The organism is Mesorhizobium qingshengii (assembly GCF_900103325.1).
GTDB classification, from domain to species: Bacteria; Pseudomonadota; Alphaproteobacteria; order Rhizobiales; family Rhizobiaceae; genus Mesorhizobium; species Mesorhizobium qingshengii.
This window is the reverse complement of sequence record NZ_FMXM01000027.1, coordinates 66452-87329: the sequence shown is the minus strand read 5'-3', so window position 1 is coordinate 87329 and position 20878 is coordinate 66452. Positions and strand designations below refer to the sequence as shown.

Here is a 20878-nt window from a genome sequence, read left to right as displayed (position 1 = left end):
GATCAGAATGCCTTGCTGGCGTTCTACGATTTCCCCGCCGAACATTGGGATCATCTGCGGACATCGAATCCCATCGAGAGCGTTTTTGCCACCGTTCGCCATCGCACGGTGCGCACGAAAGGCTCCCTATCATCGAAGACCGCAAGGCTGATGGTCTTCAAACTGGTCATGGCCGCCGCCAGGACATGGCGACGATTGAAAGGACAAAATCAGTTGCCGAAACTCATCGCAGGTGCCAGATTCCAAGATGGAATCGAGGTCATCGAATTGAAGCCGCAGAGCGCCGCTTGATCAGCCTCGTCACCCAAATTCCAGCATAGCTCCATTGGCCCTGAGGCAAACTAACCGCCTTATCCAAACGCGGCCTTAACCTAGATCAAAACGGAGCGGACGCGCCTATGCTTAACTTAAGGCATCTTGAGATACAGGTTGCGGACGAATGTATCGAAATGACTCAGAGTTGTGCGAGTGGGCGAGCGCGCGAGGGATCGCGCTATACCAGCGTTCGAAGACAGTGTGGATTGCGTCAGGAGACCATCTAGGCCGTGAATATGAGGTGAAGGGTCGTACGCCTGCCCTTGCGCTCGCTTTGTGGAAGGAGGCCGCACAGTACCGAGGTTCCGCAATCTAAGCTGATCAGGCGACAGTCTTTGGGATGTGGCCGGCGCTCGCAGGGTCAGGGTGGCTCCATAGAACGCCGGCCGTGGCAGGGTCGGGGTTTCTGCCGCCGCATAGATTAGGCAAATCTAAAAAAAACTTGGTACCGATTGAACTAACCAATTGGCACAGCAGGAGCATGCGAAACCCCTGCATACTCCCTGTCACCCCAGGGGCGGCCCGCCGCTGCCGTGAATGGAGCGGCGGGTCTTTTTGCTGGCCGCGGTCGGCAAATCGTCCACCGGTTAGTCGCTGGCGCGCGATGATCCCATCAGTTCGGGCGCGAGAGGCCTGTCGTTCCACAACCGATTTTCTGAAGGCTGCAATGATTATGATCAAAGCGAATGAAATTGCGCTAAGGGCATATTGGCCCGATGTGGCAATCGATCATAACAGCTCCGTTTTCCCGTTTTCTGGAACTGGCCGTTCTCGATGAGGATGGCGTGCACCCGCTCGTATTCCCTTGCGAAAGAGTGCTTGACGGGTGGCGGCACGCGATAACCGGCCTTCTCGTCGATGTTAATCCTACCCACTGGCGACATTGGGGCGAAGGGGATGAGGAAGCCTAGGTGTCTGGTCCCGGAGTGTGGGGGAATCAGTCAAGCTGATCCTTCATTTCGGGAGAAGCTATGGGACAGATACTTCACGGCAGCGCCACGACCACGCACGCCATCCGAGCAGCGATACAGCGATCGAAGGCTTCGCTCAAAGAGTTAGCCTCGCAGCACGGCCTTAATCAGAAGACCGTCGCCAAGTGGCGCAAACGGGCCTTTGTCCACGATGCGCCGATGGGCCCGAAGACTGTGCGCTCGACCGTACTGACGGCCGAGGAAGAGGCGATGGTCGTCGCCTTTCGCAAGCATACGCTGCTGCCTCTGGATGATTGTCTCTATGCGCTGCAGGCGACGATCCCGCACCTGACGCGGTCGTCCTTGCACCGTTGCTTGCAGCGCCACGGGATCAGCCGCCTGCCCGAGGTCGCCGGCGACAAGCCCGCCAAGCGGCCCTTCAAGTGTTACCCGATCGGCTACTTCCACATCGACATCGCCGAGGTCCGAACCGAGGAGGGCAAGCTCCACCTCTTCGTGGCGGTAGACCGGACCTCGAAGTTCGCCTTCGCTCGGCTGATGCAGAAGGCGACCACCGTCACCGCCAGGACTTTCCTCGAGGAGTTGGTCGAAGCCGTCCCCTACAAGATCCACACCGTGCTCACCGACAATGGCATCCAGTTCGCCGACCTGCCGTAAATCTCGCGCAAATCCGTCTTCATGTTGGCCTGCACCGAGAGCGGCACCTTATTAAGGACGTTGGCGGTCTTGTGGACGTTATGCCGACGTCGGCATAGCGTCGCCTTCATGAGGAACGTCATGGCGCACGCCGGCAAGAGCGGCCGCCGCGTCGTCTCGGCGTTCATTGCCACCGCCTTCAAGCTGGCCGCCATCCTCGACAACGCCGAACCTGACGTGCTCGCCTACATGACCTTCCCGAAGGAGTACCGGGCCAAGCTTCACAGCGCGAATCCGATCGAGCGTCTCAACGGCGAGATCAAGCGCAGGACCGAGGTCGTCGGCATCTTCCCCAATGACGATGCCATAGTCCGTCTCGTTCGCGCGTTGCTGCTTGAACAAAATGATGAATGGGCCGTGCAGCGGGCCTGCTACATGACACTGGAACCACCACCAGTTGAGCGATGATCCGCTCATCAGCCTGCCAGCCGTGCACGCTGATCAACCCGGCTGTCTGCCGGAGAGCGCGGCGACCAACGCCGTTAGCTACACCACATCCTGAGGCACGATCGATTTCGAAAATCTTCGACATGTGCAATTGAAATCCCAAGATAGCGGGCGATTTCTCCATTCGTCATGCCAAGGTCAACCAGTATTGCGACAGACATTTGCGGCTTCAATCGCACAGCCAACACCTTACAAGATGCATTCGCAACCACACTCTCAGCCTCCAAAGCGGTTAACGCTATGCATTTTGACAGGGCAGCCGCCGAAGGGCTTTGATTCGGGTTAATTTGCGGTCAAAAAATCTTGATTGAGATCAAAGGGCGGAGGGTTCTTTTCGTCCATTGTGAGCCGTAGTCGTGCAAATTTGCAACCGATGGACGGCGGATGGTAAGTGGCGAAAAACAAGAAGATTCGACGGCAGCTGCGGCGGTAGGGATTGGCGAATGGGAAGCTGATCTTGCAAGCGGTGAGGTAGTTTTCTCTCCCCAGATCAGTCAGCTTTTTGGCTTTCCAGAAAGCAAGCGCCTCGACTTCGAAGAGATTCGCGCGCGGTATATTCCAGAAGACCGGGTCCGCGTTGCCGGAGAAACCGCTGCTGCGTTCAAGGACGCTACTAGAGGATTCGTGCGTAACAGATTTCGTATCCATCGAGCAGACGGTTCCATCGGATGGCTGGAAGCACGTGGCAAAATATATCGCGACAATAGCGGTCGGGCTATACGCACTCGCGGAGTGATGCTCGACGTCACCGACCAGAAGGAGACTGAAGAAGCGCTTGCGCAGAGCTGGCGCCGGTTCGAGGAAGCGTTGTCAAACACTTCCGTAGTGGTCTTTCAACAGGATCTTTCTCTTAGATACACGTGGATCCATAATCCCAAGCTCGGGTACCAGGCGTCCTCCGTTCTGGGAAAGACTGATGCCGAACTCATGCCTGCGGAGTACGCGAAGCCGCTCGAGGCGGTCAAGCGAAAGGCTATTCAGACCGGTCTCTCTAGCCGTCAGGAGGTGGTGGTCCTCGGAGCCGAGGGACAAGGCCGATATGATCTCTACATCGAGCCGAAGCGGAACCAGCTTGGAACGGTGGAGGGCATAACCTGTGCCGCGATAGAGCTGCCCCAGCTCGGACAGGAGAACCCTCTTCTGGCTATCAGGATGCAGCGCGATCGCGACTTTCTCCTCAACCGTGTGGGTCGAGGTGCCGGGCACGGGCTAGTCACGATGTGCGCAGTTGCCCTGCAGCGGAAATTGCGAGGGTTTCGTGAGATGCGCGTGGAGGACCTGTCTTCATTGTTTAGCCTCCGGTCTGAGCGGCGCTTCGTGCGGGCGAGACAGGACCTGTGGGGCAGGCAAGCTGTCCGGAAAAACCGGGTCTGGCTTATTGGAAGTGGGTGGGCCTACTCGTGGAAAGTGTTGCTGAGCGGGGAACGGCAGATAATCGGGTTCTACCTTCCCGGTGACATGATTGCGCCGAAGGATCATCCTGGCGACGCCTTCACCGCCGTATCGGACTGCGTCCTCTGTGAAATGGTCCAGTCTGACCTCATGCATGTGGCTCGCTCTGAGAATCAGATCGGCGATGCGCTTCAATGGGCTGCGTCACGGCAGGAGGCGATTCTTGAGCAGCAAATCGTCAATCTCGGCCGGCGCTCGTCACTTGCTCGCGTGGCGCATCTGCTCTTGGAACTGGACGCTCGCCTGCGGCTGGTTGGTCTGGGCGACGAGGCTGGATACCGATGCCCACTAACCCAAAGCATCATCGGTGACGCGTTGGGTCTGACTAACGTCCACGTCAATCGCATGCTTCGCCAGCTTCGGCAGCAGGGCTGCGCAACCTTCACCAGGGGCTATGTCGCATTCGCCGACAGGGAAAGACTAAGCGATATTGCTGAATTTGATCCCGCCTATCTAAGACAAGCGCCGCGATAAATAGCGACCTCTACGGCGCAGCTGAGGACAGACTGCCGATGAGCCTCGGCGGTCTGGCCTCCCCGCATCCTGCTCTCGCGGCCGCCAACAAATCTGATGGCAGGACCATTGCCGGATGAAAGCGACGCAGTCTCTTCCACCAAACCTACAGGAGCAACCCTGCTGCGTTGTCTCTAAACAGCTCTTTGGATCGATGCGACTTATTTCAAGGTGCGCCGCGGCGGCCGCATCGTCTCGGTCGCCGTCATCATCGCCGCGGGCGTGAACAGCGACGGCCGGCGCGAGGTGCTCGGCATGGAGATCGGCTGTGAAAACGCACCGAACCGTGACCCCCGCGGTGGAACGGTTAAGTATCTGCGTCAGCTGCGCTTTTCGGCGCCGGTGAGGGGTCACGAGAAGCACCAATCGTGACCCTGCAAAATTGTTAATTTTACTCGCAAATTCAACACGATAGACCCTATCCGTGATGGGGTCCGAGTTCGGTGCGTTTCTACACAGATCACCCTCCCAATGGCCTGGGGGGCAACGTCAGAGCGTCTCGAGACCGCCATTGACGCCGCTAGGCCTTTGCTAAATCGGATCGCTGGGGATGGAGCGGCCCTGGGCGGCATTTTTCGACAAGATGGCCGGAGGGCAATTCGGCGAACCTGACCGAACCGTCGACTTGGAACGAGCAAAGGAGGTTCGATTCGCTGCGGCTGTTCTCATCCGAGACCTTGGCTTCGCGACAGATAGGAAGTTACTCGGTCAGCGCAACTAGGGGCCCTGCACCGATCCGACCGCCGCTCGTTGACCCTATGCTGGCTGATCCCAGCACTCCAGACCCTGGCCCGCTGCCTAAAGGTGGCGGGCGTTTTAGCTTTTTGCTCGGCCGTCGCGCTGGGAATTTGAGGATCGTGGCGTCGGGTTCCGGCTCCAGCGGATCATGCGTTGTGCCGGTTCATTCACCACCATCTTCGTCGTCGTTTCCATCATCGGACTGGCTGTTCTGATTGGAATCTGGCGATTGCTCCGCAACGTACGCTTGGCAGCCCTCGTTGAAAGACCGGCTATTCCCGTCACAATCGCTGTCGTCGGTGATGTCGTTCCTTTGCGCCCAATCGTATCCCGCCTGATGCCCCGAACAGTCATCAGTGCAATCGTAGCCATAGAACGTCTCTTGCGCGTTTGCGGGAGCGGCGAGTGGGCTGGCCAGCGCAAGGGAACCTGCGGCGAAAAGAATTCGGATGTTCATGAAATACTCCAACCAGCCTTCGATGCTGGGTTTGTTTTGGCGACCTAGGCGACGGTGAGGCTGGCTACGGGAGGCGACGCTCCCCGACGCGTGGGGACGTTTGCGCCGCGCTTCTCAACTTCTCAATAGTCCCAGCCATCATCATAAAACGGTGGATAGTTGGGAATGACCCGGATGATCGGCCGCGGGCGATAGTAGCGCCCGTAGTATGGCGGCTCGTAAGTCCGATAGATCCGCCGATAGTGGTGGTGCCGGTAATAACGCCGATATCCCCTATGTTTGTACACCCTGTGCGGTCGGACGCAGTATCCGTCCCGGGTCAGGTATGCACACGTCACGCGCGCCTGCTGGATCAGGCCATCGTGGGCCGGCGCGCCAATCGACAGCGGCGCTGCCTGAGCGCTAAATGCCAGCGATAAAATCGAGCTGGCCAAGGCAAGAACCGACAATTTCATCGACCTCTCCGTCGTCTCCGATCTAGCTGACCAACGCCTCGATTCTGGACGATTTAGGGCGACAAGAAATCACTTTGTTTTTCGGCTGCACATATGAGCTGAAACATATGCTTCTCTTTGCTCCGCACGCTTGATATAGCCGGGCCGCGGCGGAGCCCGCCTGCGAGATTGCCAGTAGTGAGGGCCACCAGGGCGAAGCCTCCTCCACCATTTTCCACTTCAGCACAAGCTCTCGGATGGAATGCCATTCTTGTCGCGGTCGAGCTTGCCGCCCCAGGCGCAGTTGGCCAGATACCAGTTTGCTTGATCGCAGGAGCTGATTTGCAAGCAGGTTCGGCGCGGCTGGCATGTCGCGGGCCGAGCATTATCCGCATGCGCGGCACGCCAATCCCACGGGACCTGAAACGCTCCGATCCACAGCCCGACCTTCGCCGCCTCGGCCTTGACTTAGATCAAGACGGAGCGGACGCGCCTGAGCAATGCTTTGCCGCCGTAGACATTAGGCAATCCTAAAATAGAAAACTTGGCACCGGTTGAACTAAACCATTGGCACAGCAGGGGCATGCGAAACCCCTGCATAGTCCCCGTCACCCCGGGGGCGGCCCGCCGCTGCCGTGAATGGAGCGGCGGTTTTTTGCAGGCCGTGGTCGGCAATCGTCCGCCGATTAGTCGTTGGCGCGCGATGATCCCATCAGATCGAGCGCGAAAGCCCTGCCGTTCCACAACCGATTTCTGAAGGCTGGAAAATAATCGTGATCAAAGCGAATGGAATTGCACTGGTGGCATATTCGCCCCATGTGGCGATTGATCATCACAGCTCCGTTTTCCCGTCTTCTGGAACTGGCCGTTCTCGATGAGGATGGCGTGCACCCGCTCATATTCCCGTGCGAAAAACTGCCGAACGGATGGAGGAACGCGATAACCGGCCGCCTCGTCGATGTGAATCCTACCCACTGGCGCCATTGGGGCGAAGGGGATGAGGAAGCCTAGTTCAACCACTCCGTTGGTGGGCAGTTGGTAATCTTCCGGAGCTTCGCCTTTTCCTCGTCGATCTGCTTCTGAAGCATTGCCCGAGCAGCGGGCCCCATCTCGGTCTCCAGCTTCTCTTCCAAGTACTTGATGTTTTCGCGGTGCATGAGTTCCGCCTCGCTTCGAGCCATGGTGGCGCTCTTCCCCAAACGAGCGGTTTCGCTGCATTCAATATGCTTTCCCAGCCGATGGGTCTAGAGGCGCTACCCCGCACGGTGCTAACCACCAAGGCCAAGGCTTTGACGATGGCGAAGGAGATCGGCGACAAGGTGCGGGTCGAGACGAGACCCAAGAAGCGCTCAATGCAAAAGTTGGCCGGCGCCAGTTGGGAGCTGGGTGGCTTTGGGGGTGACGCCGGCCAAGCGGACATCAGGTCCGCCGCACTGCACACATGACCGATTCGAGAGGGCACGGTTATGGCGCGATCACGGAAGCCTAAGCGCTCCCGTCGGTTTCAGAGTCTTCGTCGAGTTGCCTGACCAGCAGATAGGCATTCGCTTCCAGCCACTCACGCAGCACGATCTGAATGAGGTCCGACCGGCCTATCTTCATCTCAGCAGCGATGGAGTTCAGGGCGTCCGCGGTCGCCGGGTCCAGCGGCACGCCAGCGACGTTTCGGAGCATCAGCGCGGCGCGCCGGAGAATGATCTGAAGATCGGGGCGCGACATGTCCGCGATGCCGTTGGCGGCGCTGATGTTGAACTTGCTGGGCTCAATCGCGGAGTTCGGACGGGGCTAATGCTTGAGAGGCAACGCGAGGGGATCGCGAAGGCCAAGGCCGAGGGCAAGTACGAGGGGCGGCAACCCACGGCCCCGCCAAGGCAAAGGACGTGATGAGGATGCGGGCGGAGGGGAAATCTGTTAGCGATACAGTCGCGGCATTGGGGATCAGCCGGGCCAGCGTTTTTCGGATACGGGCAGAACACGCAGAGGCGGCGCCTACGAGCTAGGTGGATGGGGTGAGGAATGCATGTGAAGGCAAGATGCCACGCGGTTGGTGCCGCTCTATGGCTCGCGTTAATGACCTCTTGGCCAGTTGCCGCCGAAGCGGTGGACGTGAAGTATCGTGGCCCGGTAGACCTCGCCAAGTTCCAATGCACCGGGGAACTGGACAGCAGCGTGGTAAAGCGCGTCTGCTACAATGCCGAGCACTCCTATATGCTCATACGGCTCAAGCAGGTCTGGTACCACTACTGCGAGATTGACCAAGGCACGGTGTCTGCCCTGTTGGCGGCGGGGTCCAAGGGGGCTTTCTACAACGAGAGCATTAAGGACTCGGGGACGGGCGGCAAGTTCAGTTGCAGAGACAAGCCGGTGCCGGAGTTATGAAAATGCTTGGCAAGTCCTGGCCTTTGGAAATCAAGTTGACGGTCGGCGTTTGGCTCCTCTGTTTGCTCTATTCAATCGGGATTGGCCTCTGGGTAGCGACAGGCCATCCTGTACAGGCGGTCGAGTGGCTCCTGCCTATCGCTGTTTGGTGGGTCTTCAACTTCTATGTCGTCATGCAGTTCATCACTTATCGGGCCCTGGGGATGGGGTTCTTGTCATTTTGCTGGAGGATGCTCATTGATCCATCGTCTCGGTATCCCGCAAGAGATCGGATCATTGAGACGATGACCAATTTCAAACGAAGGCCTTCGCGCAACAGCAGTCACAACGTGCAACCTCTACAACCTCACCACGTCGCAAGAGGCCATCCGTCAGTGGACCCGGGCCTTGCGGGACATCCTGGGCAACCTTGAGCCGTCCATGGACATCTATCCCAACCAGCCCGGCCCAGTGGTCCGCAATGCGCTGGACGGGGAGCGAGAGCTTGCCAATCTGTTATGGGGCATGCCGACGCCAATTGAGCGGATGAAGGGCAAGGCGGACTACGGCACCACCAACATCCGCAATCCGCAGTGTGGCCATTGGCAGCAGATTTGAAGGGCGCCAGCGAAGCGCCGCAAGATCGGCATCAAGACGAGTTGACATCGGAGCTCAAAAGGACCGCGTTCTGTTGCACAGGGGCGCGGGCTGATCGTTTTCTGATAGGGATGAACCCTTACCCTCATTCAAAGGCAGCCGCTGTCGAAGACACCATCCCTCTAGGGGTGGTCACCCTGTCGCAGTCGGCATATTTGAAAACGCGGCGATGATCGCCTCGAGCGATACGTTCAATGCCCTGGAAAACGTCCTGCCCTTCTGCCAAATCGCGACGTAGTGATAGAGCGCGGATGGTTCCACTGGCTTTATTCCCAAGTGAAACGCCGCGTATTCGCGCGCGATGATTTCATTGGTTATGGAAACACCGAGGCCAGCCGAAACGTATCCGGCTTCGTGACCGTTGCAATCGAATTCCACCAGTATGTTCGGCTCAACGCCGGCGAAGCGCAATGCATTGAAGTTCATTTGGTGGGCGGCGAACTGCGGATCGATATCGACGATCGTTTCGCCTGCCAGGTCGTGAGCCTCGATACAGGTCTGCTTTGAAAAGCGGTGGTCGGGATGGAAGATGCATACGTTGCGTGCCGGCCCAAGCGGCGCCCATTCAAACAGACTTGGGTCCAGCGGCAGTCTCGAGATTCCAAGATCCGCCCGCCCAGCCAGGATGTGCTCGCCGATCTGCTCGTAGCTTCCCGAAATCGACCGGACGTTTGACGCCGTCTTTGAGTGGATGATCGCCACGACCTTGGGCAAGGTCACGAAACCAAAAACAGAAGGCGCGGCAATCGCGATCCGTTGATTTTCGTCGTTCTTCATCGCGAAGATCGACGCTTCCAGCCGATCCAGCGACGCCAGGGCGAGTTCTACGTTTCGCAGGAGTTCCCAGGCTTCCTGCAAGGGGACGATGCGGTTGGCTGATCTCTTGAAGAGTGTGATGCCGAGCGTGGTCTCGAGTTGCTTCACGTGTTGACTGACGGCCGGCTGGCTTATCCCGAGCGCTGCCGCCGCTCGCCTTGTCGAACCGGCCCGCAACACTTCTCGGAAGACTTTCAGTTGACGGAGCTTCAGGTCGCTCTGCAGCAACTCCATTCCCTGCGCTCCTTTCCCTGATACCGCCACCCGGGAAGCAGACAACGCTAACCTGGGGAGCAACGTACCACCTCAGTATATAACGGTGAGTTATAGATAAAACAATAAAAATTATAGATTGAGTGTGCAATTTCAGGCGCTACAATTAGGTAATATCTTCAATTAACTCCAAGTTACAAATATAACAATTCGCAACCTTGGATTATATGACTTGGTCTGAGTGAAAAAAGACCGGCGTATCCTGCGGTATAGCGAGTCGAGGAGAGCGCCCCATGGGTGGTTTTACTACTCAGTTTGTTGTCGCACTCAGCGTGACCATAAGCCTGGCTCTTGTCAGCGGCTGCCTGGGTACGGCATTTGGGCTGTTTCTGGCCATTTCGAAGGGCACGGCCCTACCCCGCGTCAACGCAGTGGTGACGGCTTACACGACGGTTGTCCGTGGTGTGCCAGAACTTCTCATTATCCTGCTCATCTACTTCGGCGGAACCACGCTCGCCAGCAAGATCGCCGGCCGGTACGTGGAGGTGAACGCATTCACCGCAGGGGTTATCGCGCTCTCGGTCGTCTTCAGCGGTTATGCGACCGAAGTGTTCCGCGGCGCGATTGCGGCGGTGCCTGCGGGTCAAACCGAAGCGGCAAAGTCGCTTGGGCTGAACGCCTGGCAGCGCTGGGTCTTCGTCATCGGACCGCAGATGCTGCGGCTGGCGCTACCTGCCTATGGCAATCTCTGGATCTCGCTCTTCAAGGATACCGCGCTGGTTTCGATCGTCGGCCTGACAGACATCATGCGCGTTGCGTATGTGGGGGCCGGATCCTTGCGCGCACCACTGACCTTCTACCTTGCGGCATCCGCCCTCTATCTCTCGCTGACCACCGTCACGCTGCTGTCGATCCGGCTGGCTGAGCGACGCTATCCGGCACTCGGCCGGTAGGAGGGCGCGCCCCGTGAACCTCGGCTTGATGTTTGACGCAATGGTTGTCCTGCCTTCGGGCATTGGCCTCACCCTGACCCTGACGGTCTTGTCGCTGACGGCCGGATTTCTTCTGTCCGTGCCGCTGGCCTTCATCCGCGCGTTCGGACGCCCCGGCCTCTCGCTCGCGGTGCTCGCATACACCTATGTCATACGCGGCACGCCGATGCTCGTTCAGCTCTTCCTGCTCTACTATGGCCTCGCTCAGATCGAGGCGGTGCGAGCCAGCATCTTCTGGGTGATCCTGCGCGATCCTTTCTGGTGCGCCCTTCTGACATTTTCGCTGAACAGCGCGGCACACACCACCGAGATCCTGTGCCGCGGTCTCCAGTCCGTGCCTAAGGGTGTCACCGAAGCGGCCACGTCTCTCGGCTTGAAACGCTTCCAGATCGCTCGCCTGGTCACCTTCCCGATCGCTTTCAGGATATCGCTTCCGGCCTACGGCAACGAGGTCGTGGGGATGATCAAGGGTTCATCCCTGGCAAGCACCGTGACGCTGCTCGAGATCACCGGCATGGCGAGACAGATGGTTTCGACCACATTCGCACCCTACGAAATCTTCATCGTCGCCGGAGCGATCTATCTATCGCTCACCTCGATCGCGGTGAAGGCGATCCAGCTCCTGGAGCGATGGCTTTCGACCGACGGCCATCCGGTGCATCGACGAAAGCCGCGCTTGCGCCCCGCCCTGGCTGATCACGAGATCACGACGCCGCCCCTGCCCTGACGCCGCGGCTTTTGAACTGCTTTTCCATCCAAACCAACGAAGAGGTGCATCATGCGCATACCCCTGGCTATTGCTGTTTCTATCGCATCCCTGATGTCGGCATTCCCGGCGAGCGCGCAAAGCGAGCGCGTCATTTCCATCGCCTCCGAAGGCGCTTCGCCACCCTGGGACAGCACCGACGCGAATGGTCAACTCTACGGTTACGATATCGATGTCGGACAGGAGCTGTGCCGTCGCATCCAGATCAAATGTACCTTTGTCCCGCAGGATTGGGACGGGATCATCCCGGCACTGCTTGTCGGCAAGTTCGACGTGATCATGTCTGGCATGGCGATCACGGAAAAACGCAAACAGAAGATCGCGTTCTCCGTTCCCTACGCCGCCGGCTTCAACCAGTTCGTTGTGCGCAAGGACTTGGGTCTCGACGCCGGCGACATCAAGGAGAAGGTCAACCTCTCGACCATCGGCGACAAGGAGAAGGCGACTATAGAACGCCTCAGATCGACACTCGCCGGCAGGGCGATCGGGGCCCTGCGCTCCTCGAATTCGGAAGCCGTCGTGAAGGAGATCCTGGGCGATGTCGTGACCATTCGCAGTTATGACAGCCTGGACAACATGAAGCTCGATCTTGCCGCGGGTCGCATCGACGGCGGCCTCGCCGACTATTTCACCTGGCGCGATTTTCTGGAGACGCCTTCCGGCTCGGATGCGGTGTTTTTCGGGCCAGAATTGAAGGGCGGGCTCTGGGGGCCGGGCGTCGGCGCGGGCATGCGCAAGGACGATACCGAGTTGCTCGCCAAGTTCAACGCGGCCATCGACGCGGCCACCAAGGATGGGACGATCAGGGCGCTGAGCCTGAAATGGTTCAAAAGCGATATCTCACCCGCCGTCTCGCAATAGGCGGTAACCAACTTCGACATTTGACGTGGCGCTGGCCGGAACGCCAGCGCCCTCCCCTCCTTCAAGGCGAGTTCCATGAAAGACCAGTTCTGCGCGGTCGTTACCGGCCAATCCCTGATCAAGCACGACATCCGTGACGTCAATGACGAACGCTTCATCGCGGTTACGGACTTCCTGGGCCAAGGCGACGTCGTCTTCACCAACTTCGAGTCGACGATCCTCGGCAAGCACGGCGGGTGGCCGACCAAGGGCAAATACTTCGGCTATTCCAGGGCTGAAGTGCTCGACGCATTGCAGGCCATCGGTTTCAACGCGCTTGCGCTCGCGAACAACCACGCTTTCGATCTCGGCGCTGGCGGCATCCTCTCGACGCTGGAGGAGGTGGAAGCGCGCGGTTTCCTGCATGCCGGCATCGGTGCCGACGAGACTGACGCGAGGAAACCGGGCCGCCGCCGGCTGGGCGCGAGCGAGGTCGCGCTTCTTGCGATGGATGCAGGCCCCGGCCCGGCCAACATGTATGCCGAAGACCGCACGGCCTTCCGGCCGGCTCGGCCCGGCGTCAATCGTCTGAACACCGTTCGCAAGATGGAGGTGCCGGACGGACATTTCCGCAGACTGGCAAGGCTGGGCGCTCATTTGCAAAGCTCCCCCTTTGAACTTGCCAACTATGCGCAACCGGAGGACCCGGTAGAGGTGTCGGCCGGCAAGGAGATCAATTTCTACGGCACCGTGTTCACGCAAGCCGCCGATTTTGGCCGTCTGATCGAAGTCGATCAGCGGAGCGCGACTGTCCATCTGTCCGCTATCCGGCACGCGGCGGCACAAGGCGATTTCGTCATCGCCTATCTGCACCACCATCATTGGGAACCAGGCTGGCAGGACGTGCCGCGCTGGGTGCGGACCTTTGCCCGGATGTGCATCGACGCCGGCGCAAACCTGTTCGTCAGCCACGGCGCTCCGGTGCTGCAGGCCGTGGAAATCTACAATGGCTCGCCGATCTTCTACGGTTTGGGAAATTTCCTCTTCCACGTCCACCCCGACGAAACCGAATGGGATCCACCGGAAGTCTGGCAAAGCATCGTCGCCGCCTGCCGCTATGATGCGGGCGGAAACCTCGCAGAAATAGATCTCCTGCCCGTCGTGATCGGGGCGGAAGCCCAGTCTCTCGGATCAGCAACGGGCAGATTGGTACCCGTCGCCGTCACGGGAAGCACGGCGCGAGAGATCCTCGAGGGATTCGCGACCCGCTCGCGGGCGTTCGGCGTCGAAATCGACGTGTCCTCGACTTGCGGCCGCATCGCCCTGCCCGCTACACGAAAATTCGGCTGACAAGCGCATCCGGCTGTCAGACGGTCCTGCATTCGGCCGGCGCGGATTCGCCGGCCGTTTCGCTATCCGCCTTTGTGTCTAGGAGGGCCAGTTCTTCTCCTAACGCTGCGATCAGGGACGAGATGCGACCGCGCACACGCGGCGGAAGGTTCACTAGCCCCTCGATCAGGCGCCGACCCTCAGCGCTGGCAATGAAATCCAGGCGCTCATCGACCGGCAGGGGCCGTGCCTCGACGCGGGTCTCGTCGTTTCCCGGCAGGCCTTCGAAGAAGCGGCCGACAGGAACGTCGAGCGAGCTGGCGATCTCGTAGAGCATCGACGCGCTCACGCGGTTCCTCGCGTTCTCGTATTTCTGGAGCTGCTGGAAACTGATGCCTATGGATCGGGCAAGCTGGGCTTGCGAGACGTCCGACTGGACACGAACGGTCGCGATCTGCCTGCCGACATGCTGATCGGCGGGATGAGGGTCACTCTCGATCTTCGGCTTCGGCTCCGTCCGAAAGAGGACGGAGCGTTGCAGCTTCAACAAGGCCTTTCCTCCATTAGTCGGGCCTACAGAGAGTCTGTCGCGTAAGCTCCGGGTTCTCGTATCGGCATGATCCGAAAGTCGAATCGCCACTTTATATACCTTACAGGGTGCAAAATAACCCTATAGGTGGCGAAGAATATCGGGCTGCCGATTGTGGACTCATGGTCAGTCCACGACAGATTCGAGCCGCACGAGCTTTGCTTGGTTGGTCGCAGCAGGAGCTTGCTGACAAGGCAATTGTGTCGCTGAATGCACTTGCCCGATTGGAAAACGGCAAGGTCGATTCCCGGATCAGCACTTTGCAGGCGATTGAGGCGGCTCTGACAAAAGCGGGTGTCGAATTCTTGTCCGCTGGCCAAAAGGGTGAGGGTGTACGGCTCTTAGATCCTCATGCTTGAATGTCTAGTTAGCGGAACACACGATCCCACTAGATGAAGGGGTTTGATAATCCGGGACTGCTTTTCTATAAATTTGCCGATTGGCCCAACCCCGTATGGAAATACCTGGTTCGGCTTTGTGTGCCGGCCAATGCGAATACATCCTCCAAGGCCGATCGGATCTGTGGCCTAGGAAACTCAGCATCGTCCTTCGAAAACTGCTGTCCCTGCAAACAGCCCTTGCGGGACGGAAGGCAAAGTCGTGGTATTGTCGGAATCAGCCATGACCCGAACTCCTGACAGCCTGGTTGTGGTCAGACCGATCAGAGTGGCTCCCGCACTCAGACCGGCCGCAGCACGCGCGATGCATGTGCATTGCACGTGCACAGTTATGCATTTTTTGACGCAAGGTTCAAGCCGAAAAGCGACAATGACAAAAAAGCCATTCACAACGCGTTTAGATCCATCTGTGCTAGCTCTGGCTGAACAACTCGCAGCGTCCGAACGTCGTTCGGTAACCGCTGTCATTGAACTCGCATTAATCGAGTATGCAGAACGTCGTGGTGTTAAAGCGCGAGATGCCGAAAACGGCGGATAGCTGCATCGCGATGCACACATTGAACGGCCGAAATGGGCCGTCAGCAGACTGGCTGCTTTTGGCGCCCCTGGGAAAGTAGCGGATGGTCATTCAGTAGTGCGAGGAGCCGAGATGGCCCAAGGCGACATTGACCTATGACTTCGCGCTCTGCCCCCTCCCTCGCTTCGCCGCCCGGTTTCGGCGAGGCAGCCGTTGGCGTTGCGGAGCCTGCGTCCTGAACCTGTTGTCAATCTGCTCCAGCGTCTCCTTGGCGGTGTAAGCTTGGATCTCGACCAGCTGTTCGAAAAGCTCTAGGCCTATCTCTCGCGTTTCTTCGCCGATGCGGTGAAGTGTAATGGCAAGGTCAACCAGCTCGGATGCTGACCCTGCTGTTCCGGTCTGGATGTCCCCGAGTTCGTCGCGCCAGGTTTCGATCAGGTGCTTGGCGATCCTCGCCACAAGCAGCGCGTGATGGGGGAGAAGCGTCTGGAGACGATCAACGACGAATGTTGCATTGATCTTCTGAGCCCCGGCAAGGTTGGCTTCGATGGCAGTGAGCAATGCGAGCCAGCTTGGGTCGGGCGTGATCTCATCAACGAGCCGGAACACATCGAAAAGGTTGTTCCAGGCGACCCCGCTTATCATGGGGATTATGCGAACAAGCAGCTCAGATGCGCGGTCGCGAAATTCGACATCCGGGAAGAGGTTGACTGCGGCATTGATGGCCCCCAGCCGGGTCCATTCCGTGCCCGGTCCAAAGACGATCTGCTCAAGCAGCGGCTTCGTCCAGGACAGCTCGGGTTGCAGGAAGGCAATCAGCGGCGTCAGTTCACCCGCAAGCTGCTCGAAGTACTCGTCACCGGAAGTTGCCCACCTTTCCAAGTACGTGCGCACGAAGTCAGCGTGCCGCCAATGTAGGTAGGCGAACAGAATGGCGAGTTGGTTCGTCTTCAGAAGAGCTGGATAGCGGTCAAAGACCGCGTCCAGAAGCCGCTCAAGCGCCGCACTATCGGTCGGCTTCAAGTAACGGAACCAGTGGAGGATTGCCGTCCATACTCTCTCGTCTTCCCCGCGTTCGCCTGCACGTGTCAGTAGGGCCAGGACGCGGTCGTGCTGATCTGCTAGGAGCAGCGCATGAACCAGCACGTCCAGCTTTGGGAAGTTTCCAGACGAGACTGCCGAGCCCATTCCCCAGAGAATGCTTTTCTCCCGTCTCGACGGATCCTTTTCGCTTGCCTTTTCCGCCCCCATATCGAGTAGCTCCAGATCGTCATCCTCGCTCTTGCTATTCGCGGCCTGTGCGGGGACAAGATCGGGAGCAACGGACTCGTTGAGCCATTTCTCAATGAGATCGAGGATTTCCGATGAGACTGCAATTTCGCGGCGAACCAGTCGGCGCGCAGCTTCGGAAGCGGAGTTCGTGAACTCGTCGCCGGTAAAGCCACGCCCGTCCAGCTCCTTCATCAGCGTCATGACGAGTTGCGGGTCACCGGCTTCTGCGATGGCTTCCAGAGCATAGCCTGCTGCGCGTGTGCCAAAACTCGGCTCGAACCTGCGGATGAGGCTTGCCGCTCGCTGAGGGTCGGTCTTCGCAAACTCTGCGAAGGCCCGCGAGAGCTGTATGTTGCCACCCTCCATCATGCGGTTCGGATGGTCCCATTCATACTTATCAGGCAGTTGGCGAAACGCGTTCAGAACCTCGTCATCCTGCGCCTTTGCGAGCTGCTCCGCCGATATGGGAGAACCTATCCATGACGGACCGTAGTGCCGTATCCCCTCGTCGGAACGGGGGAACCGGCGGCGTTCCTCCATGACAAGTCGTCGGGTCGCTTCCGGCAAACGTTCGGACGGCAGGGCCGAGAGAAGGCCCAGCTTTATCCGGCGAACCCTCTCGCTAAAGAGCTTGCGGCCTTTAGCGTCCAAATCGGCATAAGGCGTCGGGTCGTAAGCATAGACGGCGGCAACAAAGGCTTCGACATCTGCGCCAGACCAGTGCGGGCTTACTTGCGCTATCAGTCGCTTAGTCGTCGCAGATGGGTCTTCGTGGTTTCCAAGCCTGAAGCGCCGAGGGTCGCCTTGAAGGAAGCGATGGGCCGCCTGCGCATACTTTTCCGGGTAGAGCGACAGGACATGTGAGAACAGCCGCTGAGCCGGGCTGAACTCCTCTTGTTCATGCTCCGATAGCCAGGCAAGAAAGCTCTCTTCATCGCTGAACGCAAGCGTCTCAAGCGCAACGCGAATGGCGCTGAGAATGGGGGCGTCAGAATGGCCCCGGCCTCGCTCCTCCTGTTCGAACTTGAAATCCAGAGTGTACTGGACCGGATAGTCAAGGCTGTCCTCGCCGCGTTCAAGATCGCGAAGCGAAATCATCGCCTCAGTCAGCCAGGGCCACATGGTATTGAGGAACAGCGCCGGATTGTCCTTCCCGAGCGCTTCCAACGTGTCCCATGCGTTCGCCTGCTCGACGACGCTTGTGATAGGTTCTCTGGGCGACGACGAGATGCGCCATTTCCAATATTCGTCCCCGTTTTCTTTCGGCGCTGACGCAAGTCTCGCGGCGGACTCCTGCTTTGCCGCTTGTAGCTCCTTGTCGAGATTTGCCAGCAGAAGCTGGATCGCAACGTCGGGCTGGCTCGTCCCAATAGTGCTGATTGTGTATTCGAGGCTGCGTGCGTGGATTGTTGTCCGCCGAAGGAGCGCTCTTGTGATTTCGACCATACCGGGCGTCCAGACACGCGCGTGCCCTAAGGCAGCCCAGATGAAACCATCCCTATCCGGAAGTGCCGACCAGTTTTCTACGATCAGCCTCTCCACTTCATCTGGAGCGAAAGCCCACGCCAGATCGAGAACGCCAAGCGCAAGGACGGCTTCCCTGTCGTTGTTCATCGCGCGAGGAATCTCGGTGTGCCTGTATCGCTCGAACCATCCAGGACTCCCCGCCATTGCCATGAGGGCCGCTGGCCGCCTGTCGGACGCAAGCGCCTCGTCAAACAAGCTCACCTCGACGGCATCCGGGGTCGCTTGCTGGCCCAAGAATTCGACGAGAAGTGTCCGAAGGTGGAGGCGAAGATCCGGCGTGTGGAAGAGCGTCTGCATCTCCACGTCATACGCTGCAGGATCAACCTCCCTGAGGTACGTCAATCCGGACCACAATTTTGGCCGCACGAATAGCGAAGTCTGCCGGGCGATTGCAAACTCGGATAGCCGTCCTTCACTGCGGGTGAAGGATCGAGCGAGTGCATGTTCAAACATCGTCTGGTGGGAGAAGCCAATTTTGCTCCCGGCCTGGCCCAAGTCGGAGAGCAACCCCGCCCTCACCAGATAGGTGATGTCTTCCGAGTGCTGGTCAAAGCGGGCGGCAGGGAGCCAGAGGACTTCCTTCTCCGCCATCTGGTCTGCGATGTCGGTGACAAGCTGGGCGAGCCGTGACCCGCCGGGCTGCCTGGTGATTGTCTCAGCCCACATCTGGTCCAGCATGAGCTGGTACTTGCGGTAGGGTTCGCTGCTTCTTTCCTCCAGCTTCAGGAACGTGTTAAGCGCCTGGGGTGACCTCAAAACTTCCTGCGCGTCGGCAGGCCAGCCTGCCGGATTGAAGCCATTGCGCTCCAGCACCGGAAGGACCTCCGACCAGGGCGGAAGGTCGAGGTGGATCGTCTCTGCCTTAATGGACTTGAGACGAGCGTCGTGCTCGTACTCGAACTCGCGGGCCGAAAGCACAACATGCACGTTTGTCCGCCCGCTGACGCGCCGGACCAGACTGAGAAGTACGCTAAGCCGACCTGTTTTGATGTCCGTGTACCCTGCTAGCGCATCGAGCTGGTCGATCATGAGAACGACAGGGCGCAGCTGACTTATCCGCCAGAGCATTGCGCTGGGAAGGATGGTCAGTCCTAGCCACTCGGCTAGATCGTCTTCAGTTTCGATTGCCGGATCGAGCAGGTCCGCCTTGATCGTCAGAACCCTGACGCCGTCATTAATGAGCGTGTTGGCGACCTCCGCGAGCAGCGCCGACTTACCTGAACCTGGCAGCCCCAGGACAGCCTGCGTCGTGCTGTCCTGGCTCGCGATAGCCCCAAGTATCTGATCCTTCTCGGGGCGGGTGAAATGCGTCCCGTCGGGAAGAGTCTGCGACCAGTCCAGCAAGGCGCGCGGGACGCGGTCCAGTTCGTCGTCCCTCATCCGCGCCTGCCGGAATGACTGTTCGTCCACGACGTTCGTTAGAATGGCGTTAAGCTCCCGGAGAAGCAGTGCCCTTGTCTCCGGTGTGTCGATCTTTGCTTTGCCGTCGGCGGTTGTCCGAATTAGCATCAGGAACGAGCCGCGCTCGGTCGCGACAAGCTGAAGCCCGGCGTCGCCGGTAATCTGTCTCAGCGAGTCGATAATCGCATCCACCCTCTGGACGTTGAAGTCTTCCGCACTGCCTTCAAAATTCAGAACGATGACTCTGGTCTGCACTGCTTTAGGCTGTGGGAGCGCGAGTGCCTCTCCGGGCTCGGCAGTGGAGACTTCGCTCTCGGGTATTCGAATAGCGCGCTCGGCGTTCCGCCGCTCAACCTCGACTTCCCAGTTCGCCTTGTTGTACCTCAGCCACTCCGGCTTGATCGAAAGAGTGAGCTGATTAGACGAACGATGCGCCTGGTCGTGGCAAGTAGGACAGAGGACGATCAGGTTATCGTAGCCGTTGTCCTGTGAGGTCGAATACTCGTCGATGTGGTGAACAATGAAGGATTGGCCCTTGTCGCCTTTGCAGCAGTTGCAAAGATAGTTGCTCCTTTCGAGCAGCAAGAGCAGCACCACCTCGTCAATTGGCTGACGAGCTACCGCGTCCTTGAGTGCCTTAGCCTCGTCCTTGAGAAAGCCCTTGTCTACGAGATCCTTTTGACTGGCCGCCCGGACTTTCGTAACCGTAAGCGCAGCCGCTACCGCACGCTGCCCCAGGTCCTGTGACACGCCGTATTGCAGAAATTTGAGCAAGTTCTTTTCAAGCTGTGGGGCCAAAGAACGTCCTTCGAAGCCGTATTTTTCTAGGGCGGGCGGATTTAGTAGCCCAGATTATCGAGCTAAGTCTCGCGCGGGAAATCAGCAGAGGTTACCTGGCCTGACTTATCCCGCATTATTTCGTGGGCGTCAGATCGTGAGGCAATACCCAAGCGTCGTTTGAGCCAGTCGGTGGGCGCTCTAAGACTCTATCCACTGATGTGGGCAAGGTAGTCTGGCGAGCCCCGCGGACCCTGCCGTCCCGCGACGCTCGCCGGCGGGCTGCCGAACTGCAGAGTTTCGCTCTTGACACGGCTTTGGACGCAAGCGGGAGCCAACCGGACCGGCAGCTTTTGGATTAGACGAAATGCTGCTTAACGACGGAAATGCGGCGCGAAACAGCCATTCGCAACCCGGCGTACACACGCCAGTTGCTGGAAGC

The 20878-nt window shown here is 58.8% G+C and carries 16 protein-coding genes and 5 pseudogenes; 14 read left to right on the top strand and 7 right to left on the bottom strand.

Annotation, left to right across the window (positions count from 1 at the left end; genetic code table 11):
• The 6 genes and pseudogenes from BLS48_RS30295 to BLS48_RS30270 form a co-directional block, all read left to right on the top strand.
• A partial coding sequence (locus BLS48_RS30295; RefSeq protein ID WP_208604696.1) for a transposase occupies window positions 1-291 on the top strand: 291 nt, incomplete at its 5' end.
• Window positions 292-1286: 995 nt separating this feature from the next.
• Window positions 1287-1895 (top strand): annotated as a pseudogene (locus BLS48_RS30285) (DDE-type integrase/transposase/recombinase); the annotation flags it as partial.
• A 63-nt stretch (window positions 1896-1958) separates the two neighbouring features.
• Window positions 1959-2445: pseudogene (locus BLS48_RS30280) on the top strand (transposase); the annotation flags it as partial.
• Between the two features lie 329 nt (window positions 2446-2774).
• Window positions 2775-3107 (top strand): annotated as a pseudogene (locus BLS48_RS36875) (PAS domain-containing protein); the annotation flags it as partial.
• 18 nt (window positions 3108-3125) lie between these two features.
• Window positions 3126-4316 carry a helix-turn-helix domain-containing protein gene (locus BLS48_RS30275; protein WP_244529971.1) on the top strand — a complete coding sequence of 397 codons (1191 nt, stop codon included), beginning with the start codon at window positions 3126-3128 and terminating at the stop codon, window positions 4314-4316.
• A gap of 183 nt (window positions 4317-4499) precedes the next feature.
• Window positions 4500-4634: pseudogene (locus tag BLS48_RS30270) on the top strand (transposase); the annotation flags it as partial.
• Between the two features lie 622 nt (window positions 4635-5256).
• Here BLS48_RS30270 and BLS48_RS30265 read toward each other — a convergent pair.
• The 4 genes from BLS48_RS30265 to BLS48_RS30245 form a co-directional block, all read right to left on the bottom strand.
• Entirely contained in the window at window positions 5257-5550 is a 294-nt protein-coding gene (locus BLS48_RS30265; RefSeq protein ID WP_091585718.1) for a hypothetical protein, read from the bottom strand.
• Between the two features lie 122 nt (window positions 5551-5672).
• The gene (locus BLS48_RS35320) at window positions 5673-6005 is read right to left on the bottom strand and encodes a hypothetical protein (protein ID WP_143019550.1); all 333 of its coding nucleotides are present in this window, start codon (window positions 6003-6005) and stop codon (window positions 5673-5675) included.
• Window positions 6006-6991: 986 nt separating this feature from the next.
• Entirely contained in the window at window positions 6992-7165 is a 174-nt protein-coding gene (locus BLS48_RS35835; RefSeq protein ID WP_167365304.1) for a hypothetical protein, read from the bottom strand.
• 304 nt (window positions 7166-7469) lie between these two features.
• Window positions 7470-7703, bottom strand: coding sequence for a ribbon-helix-helix protein, CopG family (locus BLS48_RS30245; RefSeq protein WP_091585711.1), 234 nt, complete (start codon window positions 7701-7703; stop codon window positions 7470-7472).
• A 164-nt stretch (window positions 7704-7867) separates the two neighbouring features.
• Between BLS48_RS30245 and BLS48_RS36870 the strand changes: the two genes are divergently transcribed.
• The 3 genes and pseudogenes from BLS48_RS36870 to BLS48_RS30230 all read left to right on the top strand — a co-directional run.
• Entirely contained in the window at window positions 7868-7984 is a 117-nt protein-coding gene (locus BLS48_RS36870; protein ID WP_425284754.1) for a helix-turn-helix domain-containing protein, read from the top strand.
• A 16-nt stretch (window positions 7985-8000) separates the two neighbouring features.
• On the top strand, window positions 8001-8363 hold the full coding sequence (locus tag BLS48_RS30235) for a KTSC domain-containing protein (protein ID WP_208604695.1): 363 nt from the start codon (window positions 8001-8003) through the stop codon (window positions 8361-8363).
• A gap of 291 nt (window positions 8364-8654) precedes the next feature.
• Window positions 8655-8954 (top strand): annotated as a pseudogene (locus tag BLS48_RS30230) (hypothetical protein); the annotation flags it as partial.
• Window positions 8955-9131: 177 nt separating this feature from the next.
• On the opposite strand, the gene BLS48_RS30225 reads toward BLS48_RS30230, so the two are convergent.
• Complete coding sequence (locus tag BLS48_RS30225) at window positions 9132-10049, bottom strand: LysR family transcriptional regulator (RefSeq protein WP_091585707.1); 918 nt, start codon at window positions 10047-10049, stop codon at window positions 9132-9134.
• A gap of 272 nt (window positions 10050-10321) precedes the next feature.
• Here BLS48_RS30225 and BLS48_RS30220 point away from each other — a divergent pair, with 272 nt between their 5' ends.
• The 4 genes from BLS48_RS30220 to BLS48_RS30205 all read left to right on the top strand — a co-directional run bounded on the left by BLS48_RS30220 (window position 10322) and on the right by BLS48_RS30205 (window position 13976).
• Complete coding sequence (locus BLS48_RS30220; RefSeq protein ID WP_091585705.1) at window positions 10322-10981, top strand: ABC transporter permease; 660 nt, start codon at window positions 10322-10324, stop codon at window positions 10979-10981.
• Between the two features lie 13 nt (window positions 10982-10994).
• Window positions 10995-11747 (top strand): ABC transporter permease, encoded by a 753-nt coding sequence (locus BLS48_RS30215; RefSeq protein WP_091585704.1) that lies wholly within the window; start codon window positions 10995-10997, stop codon window positions 11745-11747.
• 51 nt (window positions 11748-11798) lie between these two features.
• Window positions 11799-12647 (top strand): transporter substrate-binding domain-containing protein, encoded by an 849-nt coding sequence (locus BLS48_RS30210; RefSeq protein WP_091585702.1) that lies wholly within the window; start codon window positions 11799-11801, stop codon window positions 12645-12647.
• 75 nt (window positions 12648-12722) lie between these two features.
• On the top strand, window positions 12723-13976 hold the full coding sequence (locus BLS48_RS30205) for a CapA family protein (protein ID WP_091585700.1): 1254 nt from the start codon (window positions 12723-12725) through the stop codon (window positions 13974-13976).
• Between the two features lie 16 nt (window positions 13977-13992).
• On the opposite strand, the gene BLS48_RS30200 is transcribed toward BLS48_RS30205, so the two are convergent.
• Window positions 13993-14502 (bottom strand): helix-turn-helix domain-containing protein, encoded by a 510-nt coding sequence (locus tag BLS48_RS30200; RefSeq protein WP_244529970.1) that lies wholly within the window; start codon window positions 14500-14502, stop codon window positions 13993-13995.
• Between the two features lie 164 nt (window positions 14503-14666).
• Between BLS48_RS30200 and BLS48_RS30195 the strand changes: the two genes are divergently transcribed.
• Window positions 14667-14903, top strand: a complete 237-nt coding sequence (locus BLS48_RS30195) for a helix-turn-helix domain-containing protein (RefSeq protein WP_023705965.1) — start codon at window positions 14667-14669, stop codon at window positions 14901-14903.
• Between the two features lie 709 nt (window positions 14904-15612).
• Here the strand turns inward: BLS48_RS30195 and BLS48_RS30190 are convergent.
• Window positions 15613-20457, bottom strand: a complete 4845-nt coding sequence (locus BLS48_RS30190) for an HNH endonuclease (RefSeq protein ID WP_091585698.1) — start codon at window positions 20455-20457, stop codon at window positions 15613-15615.
• Between the last annotated feature and the right edge of the window lie 421 nt (window positions 20458-20878).